This window comes from Hymenobacter sp. 5516J-16 (assembly GCF_022919335.1).
Classification (GTDB): Bacteria; Bacteroidota; Bacteroidia; order Cytophagales; family Hymenobacteraceae; genus Hymenobacter; species Hymenobacter sublimis.
Genome location: NZ_CP095058.1, coordinates 237,809 through 254,827, shown reverse-complemented (window position 1 = coordinate 254,827; position 17,019 = coordinate 237,809). Strand labels below are relative to the sequence as shown.

At 59.2% G+C, this 17,019-nt stretch carries 14 protein-coding genes and 3 pseudogenes; 5 read left to right on the top strand and 12 right to left on the bottom strand.

The window, feature by feature from the left end:
• Positions 1–130 precede the first annotated feature (130 nt).
• Together MUN84_RS01280 and MUN84_RS01275 are read left to right on the top strand one after the other, a co-directional pair.
• Positions 131–574, top strand: coding sequence for an Rrf2 family transcriptional regulator (locus MUN84_RS01280; RefSeq protein WP_244696302.1), 444 nt, complete (start codon positions 131–133; stop codon positions 572–574).
• Positions 575–644: 70 nt separating this feature from the next.
• Positions 645–1,295, top strand: a complete 651-nt coding sequence (locus MUN84_RS01275) for an NAD(P)-dependent oxidoreductase (protein WP_244696301.1) — start codon at positions 645–647, stop codon at positions 1,293–1,295.
• A gap of 230 nt (positions 1,296–1,525) precedes the next feature.
• Here the strand turns inward: MUN84_RS01275 and MUN84_RS23400 are convergent.
• Together MUN84_RS23400 and MUN84_RS01260 are read right to left on the bottom strand one after the other, a co-directional pair.
• Positions 1,526–4,509: pseudogene (locus tag MUN84_RS23400) on the bottom strand (leucine--tRNA ligase).
• Between the two features lie 199 nt (positions 4,510–4,708).
• The gene (locus tag MUN84_RS01260) at positions 4,709–4,945 is read right to left on the bottom strand and encodes a hypothetical protein (RefSeq protein WP_244696298.1); all 237 of its coding nucleotides are present in this window, start codon (positions 4,943–4,945) and stop codon (positions 4,709–4,711) included.
• Positions 4,946–5,160: 215 nt separating this feature from the next.
• On the opposite strand from MUN84_RS01260, the gene MUN84_RS01255 reads away from it, so the two are divergent.
• Positions 5,161–5,442: a hypothetical protein gene (locus MUN84_RS01255; RefSeq protein ID WP_244696297.1), complete on the top strand. Its 282-nt coding sequence runs from the start codon at positions 5,161–5,163 to the stop codon at positions 5,440–5,442.
• Between the two features lie 176 nt (positions 5,443–5,618).
• Here the strand turns inward: MUN84_RS01255 and MUN84_RS01250 are convergent.
• Positions 5,619–5,953, bottom strand: a pseudogene (locus MUN84_RS01250) (pyridoxamine 5'-phosphate oxidase family protein); the annotation flags it as partial.
• 167 nt (positions 5,954–6,120) lie between these two features.
• Here MUN84_RS01250 and MUN84_RS01245 point away from each other — a divergent pair.
• Positions 6,121–6,735, top strand: a complete 615-nt coding sequence (locus MUN84_RS01245) for an ACP phosphodiesterase (RefSeq protein WP_244696296.1) — start codon at positions 6,121–6,123, stop codon at positions 6,733–6,735.
• A 220-nt stretch (positions 6,736–6,955) separates the two neighbouring features.
• Here MUN84_RS01245 and MUN84_RS01240 read toward each other — a convergent pair whose 3' ends face one another.
• The 6 genes from MUN84_RS01240 to MUN84_RS01215 form a co-directional block, all read right to left on the bottom strand.
• Complete coding sequence (locus tag MUN84_RS01240; protein WP_244696295.1) at positions 6,956–7,363, bottom strand: peptidylprolyl isomerase; 408 nt, start codon at positions 7,361–7,363, stop codon at positions 6,956–6,958.
• Positions 7,364–7,675: 312 nt separating this feature from the next.
• Positions 7,676–8,596, bottom strand: a complete 921-nt coding sequence (locus MUN84_RS01235; protein ID WP_244696294.1) for an isoaspartyl peptidase/L-asparaginase family protein — start codon at positions 8,594–8,596, stop codon at positions 7,676–7,678.
• Between the two features lie 287 nt (positions 8,597–8,883).
• On the bottom strand, positions 8,884–10,866 hold the full coding sequence (locus MUN84_RS01230) for an AAA domain-containing protein (protein WP_244696293.1): 1,983 nt from the start codon (positions 10,864–10,866) through the stop codon (positions 8,884–8,886).
• A 210-nt stretch (positions 10,867–11,076) separates the two neighbouring features.
• Positions 11,077–11,283, bottom strand: a complete 207-nt coding sequence (locus MUN84_RS01225) for a hypothetical protein (protein WP_244696292.1) — start codon at positions 11,281–11,283, stop codon at positions 11,077–11,079.
• A gap of 32 nt (positions 11,284–11,315) precedes the next feature.
• Positions 11,316–11,936: an NAD(P)H-binding protein gene (locus MUN84_RS01220; RefSeq protein ID WP_244696291.1), complete on the bottom strand. Its 621-nt coding sequence runs from the start codon at positions 11,934–11,936 to the stop codon at positions 11,316–11,318.
• Positions 11,937–12,211: 275 nt separating this feature from the next.
• On the bottom strand, positions 12,212–13,081 hold the full coding sequence (locus MUN84_RS01215; RefSeq protein ID WP_244696290.1) for a helix-turn-helix domain-containing protein: 870 nt from the start codon (positions 13,079–13,081) through the stop codon (positions 12,212–12,214).
• A 172-nt stretch (positions 13,082–13,253) separates the two neighbouring features.
• Between MUN84_RS01215 and mgrA the strand changes: the two are divergent.
• Positions 13,254–14,254: pseudogene (gene mgrA / locus MUN84_RS01210) on the top strand (L-glyceraldehyde 3-phosphate reductase).
• A gap of 50 nt (positions 14,255–14,304) precedes the next feature.
• On the opposite strand, the gene MUN84_RS01205 reads toward mgrA, so the two are convergent.
• The 3 genes from MUN84_RS01205 to MUN84_RS01195 all read right to left on the bottom strand — a co-directional run bounded on the left by MUN84_RS01205 (position 14,305) and on the right by MUN84_RS01195 (position 16,825).
• Positions 14,305–14,757: a DUF1810 domain-containing protein gene (locus tag MUN84_RS01205; protein ID WP_317239065.1), complete on the bottom strand. Its 453-nt coding sequence runs from the start codon at positions 14,755–14,757 to the stop codon at positions 14,305–14,307.
• Between the two features lie 272 nt (positions 14,758–15,029).
• Complete coding sequence (locus MUN84_RS01200; protein WP_244696289.1) at positions 15,030–15,758, bottom strand: M48 family metallopeptidase; 729 nt, start codon at positions 15,756–15,758, stop codon at positions 15,030–15,032.
• 194 nt (positions 15,759–15,952) lie between these two features.
• Positions 15,953–16,825 (bottom strand): aldo/keto reductase, encoded by an 873-nt coding sequence (locus MUN84_RS01195; RefSeq protein WP_244696288.1) that lies wholly within the window; start codon positions 16,823–16,825, stop codon positions 15,953–15,955.
• Positions 16,826–17,019 lie beyond the last annotated feature (194 nt).

The following is a 17,019-nucleotide window of genomic DNA, read 5'->3' as shown; positions in this document are numbered from 1 at the left end:
AAGAGAAGGTATAGTGCGAATAAACTCACGGTATTAACAAACCTTGTTGTAACCACATTGGTTACAACCGTATAGTTGTCCTACCTTGCTGTGGTAGTTGCCAGAGCGACGACCCCGTTTGTTAGTAAGCATGCAGATCAGTAGCCGTTTTTCCGTTGCCGTACATGTTCTTTCCCTGCTGGCTTTGCAGCAGGCAAATGATGTATTGCTGACTTCGGAGCGAATGGCGGGCAGTGTCAATACCAATCCGGTTGTGATACGGCGGCTGCTAGGACAGCTCAAGAAGGCTGGCCTGGTGGAGGTGCGCCCCGCTTCGGGTGGCACCTTCCTGACGCGCCAACCGGCGGCTATTTCCCTGCTTGATGTGTACCGGGCGGTGGAAGTGGTGGAAGAAGGGCAGCTGTTTAGCGTCCATGACAAACCCCTGCACGCCTGCCTGGTAGGCCGCAACATTCAGTCGGCGCTTGATGCTACCCTGCAGCGGGCGCAAACCGCCCTGGAGCAGGTACTAGCCGGCGTAACCCTGCAGCAGGTAACCACCGAAATTCTGTTGCAGGATAAACAAACAACGTAAATTTTTTTGCCTCAGATTGTAACAATTGCGGTTACAACCATTTTGTGTTTCTCACTTCATGTTTACCCTTATGAGAATTGCCCTCATTGGTGCTACCGGTTTTGTTGGCCCAAAACTGCTGCACGAAGCCCTGACCCGCGGCCATCAGGTAACGGCCATTGTGCGCGACCCCGCCAAGCTCACGGAGCAACACGAAAACCTGACCGTGGTCGTCGGCGACGTGAATAAGGTAGAGGAGCTGGCCCAGCAGTTAGCCGGCCACGACGTGGTGCTGAGCTCCTTTAATGCCGGCTGGACCAACCCCAACCTCTACCACGATTTCCTGCAAGGCTCCCGCAACATAGAAGCCGCTACCGTGAAGTCGGGGGTGAAGCGCCTGCTTACCATTGGCGGGGCCGGCAGCCTTTACCTTAACGGTCAGCAGCTAGTGGACGGCCCGGAGTTTCCCGCCAACATCAAGCCCGGCGCCACTGCCGCCCGCGACTACCTCACGGAGCTCAAGCAGAACACCACCCTCGACTGGACCTTTTTCAGCCCCGCCATTGAAATGCACCCCGGCATCACCACGGGCCGCACTGGCCACTACCGCCTCGGCACCGAAAGCCCCGTGTTCAATGAGGAGGGCCGCAGCATGCTCTCCGCCGAAGACCTGGCTATCGTCCTCCTCGACGAAATAGAAACTCCCAAGCACATCCGTCAGCGCTTTACGGCCGCCTATTAGGTATTATCTGTCATGGCGAGGACGAAGGACGAAGCCATCCTTCCTCTGCTTATGACAAACCTGATTAACTGACAAGCCCTTGATATTCATACGACAAGGGCTTGTTGCGTTTCCAGGGGTAGCACTTCGGGAAGGACGGATGGCTTCGTCCTTCGTCCTCGCCATGACAGATACAAAAAAGACCCGCTGGACAACTCCAGCGGGCCTTTTCACTAACAGTGGGGGTAGGACTAGACTACTACGTTCACCATGCGGCCGGGCACTACAATTATCTTCTTGGCTTCTTTGCCGTCGGCGTAACGGGCCAGAATGTCGGTGGCGCGCACGGCAGCTTCGATTTCCTGGGCGGTGGCAGTGGCCGGGAACTGCAGCTGCTCACGCACCTTGCCGTTGATGGCCACCGGGTAGTTCACGGTGTCTTCCACCAAGTATTCCTCCTTGAACTCAGGGTAGGAAGCTGAGCTGATGGAACCGGCCTGGTGGCCGAGCTTCTGCCACAGCTCCTCCGCTAAGTGGGGGGCGTAGGGCGAAAGTAGAACAACCAGCGGCTCCAGAATAGCGCGGTTGTGCGTGTTCAGGGCCGTCAGCTCGTTTACCGTAATCATCAAGGCGCTGACGGTGGTATTGAACGAGAACTTCTCAATGTCCTCTTCAACCTTCCGGATAGCCTTGTGCAGGGCTTTCAGCTCGGCGGGTTTGGGCGCCTCGTCCGTTACGGCGAAGTTGCCATCCTGGGGATGGTAGAGGCGCCAGAGCTTCTTCAGGAAGCCCGCTACCCCGCTCATGCCGTTGGTGTTCCACGGCTTGAACTGCTCCAGCGGCCCGAGGAACATCTCATACAAGCGCAGTGCATCGGCCCCAAACTTCTCGATGAGCGTGTCGGGGTTCACCACGTTGTACTTCGACTTCGACATTTTCTCGACCTCGACGCCGCATACGTAGGTACCGTTGTCCTCTAGAACGAACTCCGCCGTAGCGTACTCTTCGCGCCAGTTTTTGAAGGCTTCGATGTCCAGCACATCGTTTTCCACAATGTTTACATCGACGTGGAGTGGTGTTATAGTATTGGGTGAAGAAAGGTGAAAACCAAGTCCACCTGAGTTACCATTCAACTCCCCGACTTGCTTACTGATCTTGCTTAATGCAATTTGTACTGGGTTTGATGGATCTTTGAGCGTTTTTAGGAAGTCTGCTTCCTCAAACTTTTTCCGCAAGCTATCCGAAACGAATATGGGTGGAGCTACAATAGTTGCCTCTGTAGTTACTTCATTCCCATCTTCCCCAACGCTCCAGTTCGAGCCATACCACGTCACGTTCAGCCGGTACACGAAGTTCGAGCGGCCCAGAATCATGCCTTGGTTGATGAGCTTCTGGAAGGGCTCATTCGCCGTTACCAAGCCGAGGTCCTTGAGGAAAAGGTGCCAGAAGCGGGAGTAAAGCAAGTGGCCCGTAGCGTGCTCTGCGCCACCGAGGTATAAATCTACCTGCTGCCAGTATTGCTCGGGTTCCTGGCCCACGAAACGCTCCTGGTTTTCGGGGTCCATGTAGCGCAGGAAGTACCAGGAGGAGCCAGCCCAGCCGGGCATCGTGCTCAGCTCGTAGTCGTACTGGCCCTTGTACTTCCAATCCTTGGCGCGGGCCAGGGCGGCTCGCCAGTTTCCGTGGGCTTGTATTCGTCGATTTCCGGGAGCACCAAGGGCAGGTCGGCTTCAGCTACGCCGTAGGCCACGCCATCCTTATAATAAATTGGGATGGGCTCGCCCCAGTAGCGCTGGCGGCCGAAAATGGCGTCGCGGAGGCGGAAGTTTACCTTGCCTTTGCCGATGCCGCGGGCTTCGAGCTCCTGAATCAGAGTTTGGGTAGCTTCCTTGTAGCCTTGGCCCTGAATGAGGCCGTGCAGGTAGGTGCCTTCCTTGGTGGGGTCGGCCTGCTCCTCAATCTGCTGCTGATCTACTACCTGCACAATGGGCAGGTGGAAGTGCTTGGCAAATACGTAGTCGCGCTGGTCGCCGCTGGGCACAGCCATTACGGCGCCGGTGCCGTAGCCGGCCAGCACGTAATCGGCAATCCAGATCTGGATGGGTTCGTTCGTGAAGGGGTTCAGGGCGTAGGCGCCAGTGAAAGCGCCCGACACGGTTTTGGTATCGGCCATCCGGTCGCGCTCCGAGCGGCGCTTGGTAGCGTCGATGTACTCCTGTATCGCTTCCTGCTGCTCGGGGGTAGTCAGCTCTTTAACCAGTTCATGCTCAGGAGCCAATACCAGGAACGTAGCACCGTAAATGGTGTCCACGCGGGTAGTGTACACCTTAATTTGCGCGTGCTCGTGGCCTTGCACCGCAAACGTCACTTCGGCCCCGATGCTTTTGCCAATCCAGTTGCGCTGCATTTCCTTCACGGCTTCGGGCCAGTCGATGGTATCGAGGCCCTGGAGCAGACGGTCGGCGTAGGCGGTGATGCGTAGGTTCCACTGCGGCATCAACCGACGTTCCACGGGGAACCCGCCGCGCTCCGACAAGCCATCCTTGACCTCATCGTTGGAGAGCACCGTGCCCAAGCCCGCGCACCAGTTCACGTAAGTATCTGACTGGTAGGCCAATCGGTAAGGGTGCACGGCCAACAGGCGCTGCTTCTCGCTCATCATCTGCCACTGGCCAGCCGTGAAGTCGTGGCGCTCCTCCTCGTCGCCGGCGGCGCGCACGCCCTGACTGCCACTTTCGGCAAACTTGTCGAGCAAGGTTTTCAGCGGCTCGGCGCGGTTGGTATCAAGGTTGTACCAGCTATTGAACAGCTTGAGGAAAATCCACTGGGTCCATTTGTAGTAGCTGGGGTCGGAGGTGCGCACCTCGCGGCTCCAGTCGTAGCTGAACCCCAAGGAGTTAAGCTGCCGGATATACGTGTCGATGTTCTGCTCCGTGGTAATGGCCGGGTGCTGGCCCGTCTGGATGGCGTACTGCTCGGCGGGCAAACCAAACGAGTCGAAGCCCATGGGATGCAGCACGTTAAAGCCCTGCAGGCGCTTGTAGCGCGACACAATGTCGGAGGCAATGTAGCCCAGCGGATGGCCAACGTGTAGCCCGGCCCCGGAGGGGTAGGGAAACATATCCAGCACGTAGTACTTAGGCTTTTCTGACTGATTTTCAGCCTTGAACGTGTTATGCTCTTTCCAGTGGGCTTGCCACTTCTTTTCAATATCTTGGGGATGGTAGCCGGGCATGGGCAGTCGGTAGTACAGTTAATCTGAACGGGCGAAATTACGGAAAAACAGCGGCGAGCCGCAGGTTATCGTCCTGCGGTTACGGTCTCTGCAGGGCGTCTCCTTCTTTCTTACCATCCAGACAGCCTAAGGTCGAGCAAGCATAACTGAGTCTTCAAGCGTAGGATGCCAGTTATGGAATAGCCGGGCGAGACACTGCCTACAGCGCCCGTCCGTCCCAGGTGCCTTCGGTACGCACTACCCGGAATCGGGCGAATAGCTCCTCGCCGTACCAGTTTTCCTGGCGGGTAAGTTTGATGACTTGCTTGTGTTTTTCGCTGCGGTAGGCGTAGTCCTGCATCGCTTGCTGCGATTCCCAGAGGCTAAACGTGGCTTGACGCACCACCGGCAGCTCACCCAGCCCAATGGCCGCCCGAACGCCCGGCGCCTGGGCCACCGTGGCGCTGGTGGGGCCACGTAGCGCCAGAAGCGGGGCGTTTTGTGCAGGCGGATAGAGGCACGGGTCAGCACGGCTACCGGGCCGGCACCTTCTGCGGCTTCAGTGGGGTAGGTGAAGGGGTTCACGCCGTCCCAAAGCCCGTGCGACTTGAGCGGAACCAGTTCGGCAGTCCAGATTTCTGAGGTGCGCTGCTGGTACTGCTGCCACAGCGGATGCTGCGCAAAAAAAGCCGCCGCGGCTTCCGCCGACTCCCACACCGCCATCAGGCCGTAGCGCTGGAGGTTGGGCAGGGCCCCAAAGCCGCCCGCGCCACTGCCCAGCAGTTTCTGAAACTGCAAGCCGGCTACCTGCCGGAGGGGGCGCTGGGCCGTGCCCATCTGCGCAAACCCCAACGCTGCTGGTCCGGCTGTAGGGTAAGGATAGAAAGGGTGGTGACTGGCAAAGCAAATAGGGTAGAGGAAACGAACAACGGCAAGCGCTGCCAGCAAACGTAAGAGCTGCTGGCACGAAACAACAAAAAAGGGCCGGAATTGCTCCCAGCCCTGTTCCTGATTCTTTACTCGGTAGCCTAGTTAGGGTTTACTTTGGCGTGTTCATCGCCGGTGGGCTGGTACCGTTCGCCGGTGGCCACGGCTTTCACGTAGCCAAAGGCACGCACCAGCACGCTGCTGGGCTGATCCCAATACTCGCCCCGGTCAATAGTGATTTTTAGCAGGGCAATGTTGGGGTCTTCGGGCCTTTTGGGAACCAGGCGCGCAGGCCTTCGCTCCACAGTTCCTTGATTTTAGCCTGGTCAGTCAGCACCGAGGCCGTGCCGGAAATTGACACGTACAGGTTGTCATCAGGCTTGGAGTAGCCTAGGTTAACGTGCTGGTCTTTGCGCACCTCGTAAATCTTGGCCGAGTCTTTTTCCGTGAAAAACCACAGCGTGCCATTGGCTTCCGGCTTGTGGGTATACATCGGACGACTATGCAGGCCGCCTTCGGCATCGGCCGTGGTCAGCATGGCAATTTTGATATCCTCGATTCTTTCGATCAGCTTGGTCACATCGTGACTTTGGGCAACATGCTCAGCCATTATCTTCGGGTTTTGGTGTAATAGGATGGTTCAGGAAATACGGCCGGCCGGCCCGAAGGTTCAGTTGACCGTCGTTGCTGCCCGTACAAGCGCCCATGAACTTTCTGGCCCACCTGCTGCTTTCCGGTTCCCCCGCCACCACTCCCCACTACGCCGATATTGTGGTAGGCAACTTTGCCGCCGAAGCCGTGCGGGGCCGCGCTGGTCTGCTGGCCTACCCCGCCGCCGTGCAGCAGGGTATACAGCTGCACCGCTTCATCGATTCATTTACCGATTCGCACCCGGTAGTGCGCCGCACCACGGCCCGCCTGCGTGCAGCGGGCCTGGGCAAGTGGGCCGGGGTAGTGGCCGACGTGGGCTACGACCACCTACTAGCCCGCGACTTCGCCCGCTACCACCCCGATGCGGCCGAACCACTACCCGTCTTTGCCCGGCGCCTGTACACCCTGCTCCACCAGCGCCGCCACGAGCTGCCCGAGCGCCTGCAGGAAATGCTCCACTACATGCGCCTGCACGATTGGCTGACAGGTTACGCGCAGCCGGCGGGGTTCCAAAGAGCCCTGCAGGGCCTTTCGCGCCGGGTGCCCGCCGCGGCAGTGCTGGCTACCGGAGCCGCCGCGTTTTTAGCGGAATTGCCGGCGTATGAGCAGGATTTTCAGGAATTCTGGCCGGAGCTGCGGGCGGCAGTGGAGGGAATGTTAACTAAGTAGACACGGTGTTTTACCAAGGAATAAGAAGGGAAAACATTGTTATTAGAGGCCTTAAAAGAAAATAAAAACGGGGCCAAGCAGCCCCGTTTTTACTATCAGAGGGTTCGTAATGCCTAGTGGTGGTGGCCGCCTTCGCCGTGGACGTGGCCGTGGTCGAGTTCTTCGCGGGTGGCGTCACGTACGCCGGCTACTTTACCGTCGAAGTGCATAACCATGCCGGCTAGGGGTGGTTGAAGTCCATCTTCACGGCGTCCGTGCCGATTTCTACCACTTTGCCTTGCATGTGGTGGCCCTGGTTGTCGGCCATGGGTAGGAAATTGCCTACTTGTAGCATTTCCTCGTCAATCTGCCCGTCGATTTCAAATACGTTTTTCGGAATTTCTACCACGGCCTGCTGGTCGTAGTCGCCGTAGGCCTGCTCGGGTGTGAGCGAAAAGGTGAACGTCTCGCCGGACTGCTTGCCTTCAAGTTGGCGCTCAAACTCTTCGGGAAGGCCGCTTTGGCCGAACAGAAATACCATCGGCGCGTCTTCCTCGGCCGATTCGACCAGGACTTTCTCTTGATTTTCGTCGGTTACACTCAGGTCGTAGGTGATGGTAACGACTTTGTTTTCGCTGATTTGGGCCATACTGCGGGGTGGACGAGGGCCGTCCGGGGCTGGAAATGGAGAATTGGGTTTCGCTAGGCTAGTTACGGAAATAGCCCGGATTTGTCGGTGCCGGCTGGGCAGGTAGTGCCGCTTGGGCAGCAGAAATGGCCTTTGTAAAATTTTGTCATGAACTAAATCGATGACAAATCAGGGCTTAAAGTAGCAAGCTACCGAGTTCTTACGCTGCGTTTTGAACTGCATTCCTACCCCAAAACGGATCTTGCACTTATCAGTCCTTCCAGGGTTGGGCTCACGTCTGGTGTGAGCTAGTATACCATGGAAGCTACGGCATCAGGAAAGCTCCTCGCGCCACACGGCCACGAAGGGTTCCTGCTCGCCAATGCGGTAGGCGCACCGCATGATATTGGTGTTGCTTTCAATGGCTATCTGGCCATCTTTATCAATGGCAATGAAGCCTTTATCACCCTTTAGGTCCTCCTCGCGCAGCTGGACGGCTTCCCGGCAGGCCTCAGGGGCCGAAAGGCCTTTGTATTTGACCAAGGCGTAGACTTCATGAGCCAGGGCACCGCGCAAAATTATTTCACCGTCACCGGTGCACGAGACGGCGCAGGCCTCATTGGCGGCGTAAGAGCCACCCCCGATGATGGGACTGTCGCCTACTCTACCCTTGAGCTGGCCCTCGATGCCGCCCGTGCTGGTGGCCACGGCCAGGTTGCCCTCCTGGTCCAGGGCCACGGCCCCCACGGTATCATGGCCCCGGGGCTGCTTTTCCTCGTCCTGAATGATTTCCAGCCACTCCTGGCGGGCTTTTTCCGTCTGAAAGTAGTGTACGGCTTCCATGGTTAAGCTGTGCTGCAGGGCAAATTCCAGGGCACCTTCGTCGGAGATATGCACGTGCTGGCACCGCTCCATCACGGTGCGGGCTAGGCTAACGGGGTTTTTCACGTACCGGACGCTATTTACGGCCCCAGCTTTCAGGGTGCGGCCGTCCATGATAGAGGCATCCATTTCCACCTCACCCTGCTTGTTAAGGCTACTGCCCCGGCCCGCATTGAAGTGCTCGTTGTTTTCCAGGCTGCATACGGCCGCCTCAACCGCATCGAGGGCCGAGCCGCCCCGGTGCAGGATTTCCCAGCCAGCCTGCAGCGCCTCCTGAAGTCCTTGGCGGATGGCCGCTTCTAGGTCGGGTGTCATCTGGGCGGGGTCCATGGTCACGGCGCCGCCGTGCAGGACAATAGTGTAGGTTTTCATAGAAGAGTGGAACAGGATGGTAGCCGTGGTACGCGCAAAAAAAAGCCCCGTTCATGGCGAAGGGGCTTTTCCGTGTTAGTACGACAAGGCGGGATAAATACGGAGGAAGCGGTGAACTAGTGAGATGGTGAGTTTGCTGTTAGGCCGGCGCAAGCGTCCTGGCGGGACGATGTAGTAGTAGCTGGACTACCCCCTCCGCCAAGCCAAAGTCCCAGCGGGGCACTTGCACGCCATACGCGCCGCTAGAACGCCAAACTCACCATTTCACCATCTCACTAGTTCACTACTTATTGCAGCTCCCAGGCCGTGCGGTAGGCCCCGATGCTTTCCACGTAGTCGAGGAAGGCTTTGTAGAAGGGGTGGGAGCCCAGGGTGCTGGAGTCGCCGACGAGTAAGAGCTTGCGGCGGGCCCGGGTCATGCCCACGTTCATGCGGCGAATGTCACTTAGAAAACCGATTTCTCCCTGAGGGTTGGAGCGGGTGAGGCTAATGGCAATGATGTCGCGCTCCTGGCCCTGGAAGGCATCCACGGTGCCGATGCTGAGCATGCGGTGCTCCAGCAGGCCGGCCAGCTCGTCGTTGTCCTCCACGGCGTCCTTGAGATAGTTGATTTGGGCGCGGTAGGGAGCAATGACCCCGATGGTGAGCAGGTCCTCGGTGTGGTCGGCGGCATCGTAGGGTTCCAGCAGCTGGGCCAGGCGCTTGAGCAGCAGGTCGGCTTCCTCGGGGTTGGCCGTGGAGCGGCTTTCCTCAATGGTCAGCTCCTGAAAGCTAAAGCCGGCCGTATCGAGGAACTCCACGGCCATGTCGGGGGCGAAGCGTAGGTCGTAGTCGGGCAGGTCGGCGTGAGCTACGCTAGGCGCGGCTTTCAGCCGGCCTTCGTAGAACTGCTCCGAACTGAACTCCATGATCTGCTCGTGCATGCGGTACTGCACCTCCAGCATGCGGGCTGTGTCGGGCTGGCGCCGGATGCACTTCTCGAACAACGTCTCGCGCAGGCCCTGGGCCGCCGCTTTCTCGCTTTTCACGGTGGGCGGCAGCTGCTGATGGTCGCCGGCCAGCACTACGCGGTTGGCCTTGGTAATCGGAATCCAGCAGCCCGGCTCTAGGGCCTGAGCCGCCTCGTCGATGAACACCGTTTCGTAGGTGAGGTGGCGAATAGCCCGGTTGCTAGCTCCCACCAAGGTGCACGTAATTACCTGCACCTGCTCCAGCAGGTCCTCCGTGATGTAACGCTCCAACTGATCCGACTCCTGCAGCAAGTCGTGGGCTTGCTGCTTGAGCAGGCGACGCTGCTCCCGCTCCTCCCAGCCGAAGTGGCGCTTGAACTTACCAGCCTCCTCGCGGTACTGCTCGGCGGTTTGGCGCATGCTGCGCAGCTCGGCGTAGCTCTTGTGGTTCATAATCTGCGCGTCGAGCGTGTGCTGAAGCAGCAGATCCGACACCCGGGAGGGGTTGCCCATGCGAATCACGTTGACGCCGCGCTCGGCCAGCTTTTCGGTAAGCAAATCTACCGCCGTGTTGCTCGGGGCGCACACCAGCACCCGCCGCTCCCGCCGGATGGTTTCCAGAATGGCTTGCACCAGGGTGGTGGTTTTGCCGGTGCCGGGCGGGCCGTGAATAATGGCCACATCCTGGGCCGCCAGCACGTGGCGCACGGCCGCCAACTGGCTTTCGTTCAGGGGCGAGGGGTAGTACAGCGTAGCTTCCGACTCGGGCTTATAGCGGGCCGGTTTGGCACCTAGCAGCACGTCGCGTAGCTCCGCCAGCCGCGAGTCGAAGGCGCCCATGACCTTACCCAGGGCGTACTCCATTTCGCGGTAGCTGACCTCGTCAAAGGTCAAGTCCACGCCCAGCTTGCCTTCGTCCACCCAGTCGGGCAAGTCTTCCTTGGTGGTAGCCAGCAGAATTTTATTGCGCTTGACGCTGGTAATAACGCCCGAAAGGGTCGGGCGGTCGGAGCCGGAGCGGCCGGGGATGTTGCCAAATAGCGCCGCGTTTTTGCCCACCTGAAACAAGTGGAGGCCGCCCGCCCCAGCCGGCCGTTCCAGCTCCAGGACGAGCTTGCCGCCGAAGCCAATGTCTTCGCTCGTGATTTTGACGGGATACCAGGTCAGGCCCCGCTTCTGGCGCTCGGCAATGGTGGCCTGGGCGCTCTTGATTTTGAATTGCTCCAGGTCCTCCTGCTGCTCGAGCTTCATGAGGGCCTGTACCTTGCGCAGCTCTTTTTCCAGCGCGTAAGGGTCAGTATAGGTAGGTTGTTCAGCCAACAGATTGAAATTTGGGATTCGTTGATAACAACGAAACGGGCAATAAGGTGGCCGAAGGTCGGGGAGAAATTTAACTTTGGTGGCTAGGCAGACTGCGTCTGCACACCGATCTGTATTGGCTGAAGCAGCACGGCATCTTTCTGTTTACAATGGCTTTGCGTGCTGTTAAGGGTTCTGATTGGGATGTCTTAAGGTTATTTCTGCCGCCCCTTACAGCTTAAAAATCTCCTTCACTCCTTCCTTCAGCGGGGTAGGCGGGCGGCCCAGCCAATCGGCCAGCTCGGCAGTGACGGTGGATTCCTGGCCGTTTTTGATGTCGGTGAGGAAGCCGGTGATGCGCTCCACGGCTACCTCGGGCAAACCCTGGGTACGTAGGCGGGCCATAAACTCGGGCTCCTCAACAGGGGTATACTCCACGGGCCGGCCGGATAGCTCAGTTAGGGCCTGGGCTACATCGGCAAAGGAATAGGTAGCGGCGCCAGTGAAGGTGAGGATGCGGTTTTGGCAGGAGTCGTCGGCGAGGACGTTGGCAATGGCCTCGCCCTGGTCGCGGCGGAGGGCGAAGGCCACGCGGCCCTGGCCGGCCGGGAGCTGGATGCCCTTTTCAAACACCTGCGGCCCACGAACTGTGGTAGCGTATCCATGTACAGAATGTTGCGAAACAGCAGGTAGGGTAGGCCGCTGGCCCGGATGTAGTCTTCCGTCCGGAAGTGGCGCTCCATGAGCTGGTTAACCAGGGTAGCGGGCTCCCGGAGGGCGCGGCTGGTGTAGGCTATACACCCTACGCCGGCCTTTTTGGCGGCATCCACCACGTTGTAGTGCTGTTGGAGGCCATCCTCGTCAGCCCCGCCGGAAACTAGCAGCACCTTGGTAATGCCCCGCATGGCCTGGTCTAGCGATGCTACGTTGCGGTAGTCACCTACCCGGATGTCTACACCTTGCGCTTTCAGGTGGGTGGCTTTGGCTTCGTCGCGGACCAGGGCGGCAAGCTGGCTGGCGGGAAGTTTGCGCAGGAGTTGTTCAAGTACAGCCGAGCCGATGTGGCCGGTAGCGCCGGTTATCAGAATCATAGGAAATGGAAATGAGTGACGGATACCCGGCAAAGGTGGTCCGTAACAAAGCCGCCGGAAAGAGCGAAACGGCGGGAAAGTTGGGCGAAACAGCGGAAAGCGGCGGCTGTGAAGTCTTTCTTAATAGGCCGTGTCCTGCTGAGCTGGTCGAAGCATCTCTCCCGCTTCGCCTGCATGATTGCGTTAGCCAGAGGTAAAGATGCTTCGACGAGCTCAGCAGGACACGATTACTGTTTTCAGAAGCCGTCACTCTCTGCCCGGCATACACCTAGCAACTATCCCGCCTGCTTGTAGGCGGTGGGCGAGAGGCCGAGGCTGTTGCGGAAAAACCGGCTGAAGGCCGACTGGTCGGTGAAGTGGAGCAGGTCGGCGACCTGGGCTACGGTGAGCTGCTGGTTTTGCAGCAGAGCCTTGGCTTCTAGCATCACGGCTTCCTCAATCCACTCGCCGGCAGTTTTGCCGGTGGTTTGCTTCACGGTTTCGGTGAGGTGTTTGGGTGTGATGCACAGACGGTCGGCGTAGAACTTCACGCTGCGCTCGGTGGTACTGTACCGGTTCACCAGGAGCTTAAACTCGGCCGTGAGCAGCTGGCCTCGCGTTTGGGTGGCCTGGCGCGCCGCCTGCTGCTGATCGTAGAGGCCTATTACCTCATAGAGCAGGCTGTTGATGAGGCTTTTGATGACCTGATTGCGGTAGGGAGCCGCGGCCTGAAACTTCTGCTGCAAGAGCCGCAACGACGCCGTGATGCTCATGGCCTCGGCCGCCGCGAGGGGCAACACGTGCCGGCTGGCATTTTCCAGGAACTGGAAATGATCAACTGGAATGTGGTTGCGGGTGGTAATAAACTCCGGGGTAAAGAAAACGGAAAGGCTGTCGTGGTCAGGGGAGAAGGACGTCCATTCCTTGATAATGTGGGGCGTAATGAGCATCAGGCTACCGGGCTCGATAACGTAGGTTTCCAGGTTGGCCTTCAGCTCCGCCGTGCCGCGCAGGCAAATGCCAATCTTGTAGTAGTTGCCCCGGTAGGGAGTTCCGAGGGGCGGACCGCCGGTGTGGGTATACTCGTCCAGGAAAAATACGTCCGCTACCTCATCATCAGGACGGGAGAAGTACTGCAGCCGGTAGGTCGGAATCAGGTGGCTCATGGGCGGGAGGAGAGGGAAGAAACAGCTGGGGCTCGGAGCAAGCCGGGTTGCCCGGCAAAAGGTCGGGAAAAGTAGACTGGTCGGCGCAACAAAGAGCGGGCAGCGTACGGACTATTTCCAGGTTCCTGCGTACTTGCCGCCCCAACGTCATCAGCTAACCGCAACCAACGCCATGCCCTACCAACCCAGCCCTACCCGCTATTCCTCTTCCATGCAGTACCGCCGCTGCGGCCGCAGCGGCCTGAAGCTGCCAGCCGTGTCCTTGGGCCTCTGGCACAACTTCGGCGACGTGGATGTGCTCCAGAACTTCCGCGCTACCCTGCACCGGGCCTTCGACAGCGGTGTAACCCACTTCGACCTGGCCAACAACTACGGCCCGCCCCCCGGCTCGGCAGAAACCAACTTCGGCCGCATCCTGAAGGAAGACTTCCGCAGCTACCGCGACGAGCTCATCATCTCCACCAAGGCTGGCTACCACATGTGGGAAGGTCCCTACGGGAGTGGGGCTCGCGCAAATACCTCATTTCCAGCCTCGACCAAAGTCTCCGGCGCATGAAGCTGGAATACGTGGACATCTTCTACTCGCACCGCCCCGACCCCGATACGCCCCTGGCAGAAACCATGGGTGCCCTCGACCAGGTAGTGCGCCAGGGCAAGGCCCTGTACGTGGGCATCAGTAACTACCAGCCCCAGGAGGCCGCCGAGGCCATCCGTATTCTGCGGGAGTTGGGCACGCCCTGCCTGATTCACCAGCCCAAATACTCCATGTTTGAGCGGTGGGTAGAAGGCGGCCTGCTGGATTTGCTGGGCGAGGAAGGGGTAGGGTGCATCCCGTTCTCGCCCCTGGCCCAGGGCCTGCTGACGGACAAGTACCTGCACGGCATCCCCGAGGACTCCCGCGTGGCCAAAGGGGTAGGCTTCCTCACCGAAAATCAACTTACTCCGGAGCGCCTCAGTCAGGTGCAGCAACTCAATACGCTAGCCCAGGAGCGCGGCCAAAGTCTGGCCCAAATGGCCCTGAGCTGGATTCTGCGCGACGAACGGGTGACGTCCGTACTCATCGGGGCCAGCAAACCCGAGCAGCTTTCCGACTCCCTGCGCTGCCTGGATAACCTGCAATTCAGTGGGGAAGAATTAGCGCGGATTGAAGGAATCTTGCAGGAAGTAAAATAATGTCTGGAAACGGTCGTCTGGCTGAGGTAGCCGCAGCCTAGTGAAGCAGCTTAGCGGCTGAGAATCTGCAGGGTTTTGCCGTCGGGGTCCCCACCGAAGAACTTGTCCAGCACTTGCTCAAAGACGGGGTCGGCGTTGGGCACGCAGGAAAACAGCGTCATGGAGGACTTTAGCTTCAAGTCGTCGGGGCTGCCGAAAATGGCGGTGGCGTTAGAGCTGGGTAAGGCTAGCAGCGCCCGGGATATTTCCAGCAGGCGCGGCCCAAGCACTGGATGCTGCAGAAAGGCCTCGGCTTCGGCGCGGCTCCGAATGGCGTAGAATCGAGAGGTTTCGCTAAACCCCAGCCCCTGGATTTGGGGAAATATATACCACATCCAGTGGCTGCGCTTGCGGCCATTTTGTATCTCGGCCAGCGCCACCGAATAATTGGTTTGCTGAGCGTCTAGGAAGCGTTGCAGGTTGTTGGTTGAGGCCATGTCCATGCCGTTATATTGGGTCCACACGTGTACGCGTGTACGGGTGCAGGGCGGGTAGCGCCGGAGTAGGCGGCGGTTTTGGCGGGTGAGAGGGGTAGGAACCGTAGCTTGTAAGTGGTAAGGCGCCGGTTATGGCTACTTCAGGAGCGTCATGTCGAGCTGGTCGAGACATCGCGCGTGCTGATATTGAAGTACTACCCCAACCTTAGCACGCGCGATGTCTCGACCAGCTCGACATGACGGTTTTCTAGGTTTTCCTTCACTTCTAACGGCTTACCACCTCAAAGCAGGTAGCGCCCCTAGTCGGCGTCGTCGCCACCGCCGGATTCCTGGCCGGTGGGGTTGGTTTGCAGGGCCGCTTTGTGCTGGCGCCAATCGGGCATGAACTGGTCCATCAGGCCCCAAAAACGGGCGTTGTGCAGACGCTCGTGCAGGTGCACCAGTTCGTGTACTACCACGTATTCCAGGCAGCCTGCGGGCTTCTTGGCCAGCTCCAGGCTCAACCAGATGCGCCGGGCTCGGATGTTGCAGGTGCCCCAGCGGGTTTTCATTTGCTTCACGCCCCAGGCCTCGGCCCGGGCCCCCACAACAGGTTCCCAGTAAGTTAACAAAGCCGGAATTTGTTCTTTTAGGCGGGCCCGGTACCAGGCATTGAGCACGGCGGCACGCTCGGCGGGGGTGCTGTCGGTTGCCGCGTACAGGTTTAGGTGTTCTTCGGAAAGAACTACCCGGGCGCGGCTGGTGGTAGCGTGCACGCGCAGCTCGTAGGGGCGGCCCTGGTAATAGTGGGTTTCGCCCGTTTGGTAGGTTACGGCCACGGGCTGGGGTAGGGCCGCAAACCGCGCCTGGTGCTTTTGAATCCAGGCCTGGCGAGAAAGCACGAACTGATGGATGGTTTCTTCGGGCAGGCGCAGGGGCACGGCCACGCGCACCCGGCCCGCCGGCGGATACACCGTGACGCGCATGGTCCGGATGGCTTTGCGCACTACTTCCACGGCCAGCTCGCCAATCTGTACAGTTTTACTCATAAGGGTGCCACTCAGTGGGGCCAGCTACCCGCGGCGGGGTGTCGAACGGGCTGCGTTTGGCCCGAGCGTTCTTCCGCATGATAACCGAACGGTGCCGCAAGTTACGCAAGCCCGCAGCGTACGAAAACCCGGTTGGGGCAGCATGCAGGTAGCGCGCTGCCCCAACCGGGTTTCGGAACCAGCCGCCGGCCTACTTACTCCGCCCCCGCTGAGCCGCCCAGGTTTTCTAGCTCGGCCATGTCGTCGAGGGTAAGGGCCAGGGAGGCGGCTTGCACGTTTTCTTCCAGATGCTTGACCTTGGAGGTGCCCGGAATCAGGAGAATGTTGGGCGAGCGGTGCAGCAGCCAGCTCAGGGCTACCTGCTGCTTGCTGGCGTTATACTTCTGCCCGATGGTAGCCAGCTTGCTGAGGGCCTGCTCGTTGCCGCCGGCTAGTGGGTACCACGGAATGAAAGCCAAACCATTTTTCTCGCAGAAGTCCAGCTCCGCCTCCCACTTGCGGTTGTCCACGCTGTACATGTTCTGCACCGACACAACCTTGACGTACTGCTGAGCCTGCTGAATCTGCTCTACGGTCACCTCTGACAGGCCGATGTGCTTGACCAAGCCTTCTTCCTGCACCTGCTGCAACAATTCCAGGGTTTGTTCAAACGGTACGTTCGGGTCGACGCGGTGGAGCTGATAGAGGTCAATCGTATCTAGTTTCAGGCGCTGCAGGCTGCCTTCCAGGGCTTCGCGCAGGTGGGCGGGGCTGGCGTTAATGGGCCACTGGTTGGGCCCCGTGCGCAGCAGGCCGCCCTTGGTGCCAATCACCAGTCCGGGCTTGTAAGGGTGGAGGGCCTCGGCAATAAGTTCTTCTGACACGTGCGGACCGTAGCTGTCGGCCGTGTCAATAAAGTTGACACCCAGCTCCACGGCCCGCTGCAGCACCCGGATGGCCTCGGCGTGGTTCTGGGGCGGGCCCCAAATACCGTCGCCGGTGATGCGCATGGCCCCGTAGCCCATGCGGTTGATGGTCAGGTCGCCACCTAGGCGGAAGATAGTGTCAGGAGTAGTGGAGGTAGCCATTAGTTGACGGAGAATGGGTGAGGATAGGCACTTGCCGGTAGTACGCGAGCCGGCGTAAACCGACGAAGCGAGGACAGCCTACAAGTAACATCCGGACCTCGTAAAAATCCAGGTCAACAGGTATAAATTCCTAGTAGCAGAACCGTAGTTGAATTGCTTTGCCAATAAGAAATCCTGGCGGTGCCTCGTGCATT

Coding starts and splice junctions, on each gene's coding strand:
- MUN84_RS01240 (WP_244696295.1), bottom strand. CDS start 7,363: ATGGCCCAAATCAGCGAAAACAAAGTCGTTACCATCACCTACGACCTG.
- MUN84_RS01280 (WP_244696302.1), top strand. CDS start 131: ATGCAGATCAGTAGCCGTTTTTCCGTTGCCGTACATGTTCTTTCCCTG.
- MUN84_RS01215 (WP_244696290.1), bottom strand. CDS start 13,081: ATGAGCCACCTGATTCCGACCTACCGGCTGCAGTACTTCTCCCGTCCT.
- MUN84_RS01220 (WP_244696291.1), bottom strand. CDS start 11,936: ATGATTCTGATAACCGGCGCTACCGGCCACATCGGCTCGGCTGTACTT.
- MUN84_RS01245 (WP_244696296.1), top strand. CDS start 6,121: ATGAACTTTCTGGCCCACCTGCTGCTTTCCGGTTCCCCCGCCACCACT.
- MUN84_RS01195 (WP_244696288.1), bottom strand. CDS start 16,825: ATGGCTACCTCCACTACTCCTGACACTATCTTCCGCCTAGGTGGCGAC.
- MUN84_RS01255 (WP_244696297.1), top strand. CDS start 5,161: ATGCTGCGCAAAAAAAGCCGCCGCGGCTTCCGCCGACTCCCACACCGC.
- MUN84_RS01275 (WP_244696301.1), top strand. CDS start 645: ATGAGAATTGCCCTCATTGGTGCTACCGGTTTTGTTGGCCCAAAACTG.
- MUN84_RS01235 (WP_244696294.1), bottom strand. CDS start 8,596: ATGAAAACCTACACTATTGTCCTGCACGGCGGCGCCGTGACCATGGAC.
- MUN84_RS01200 (WP_244696289.1), bottom strand. CDS start 15,758: ATGAGTAAAACTGTACAGATTGGCGAGCTGGCCGTGGAAGTAGTGCGC.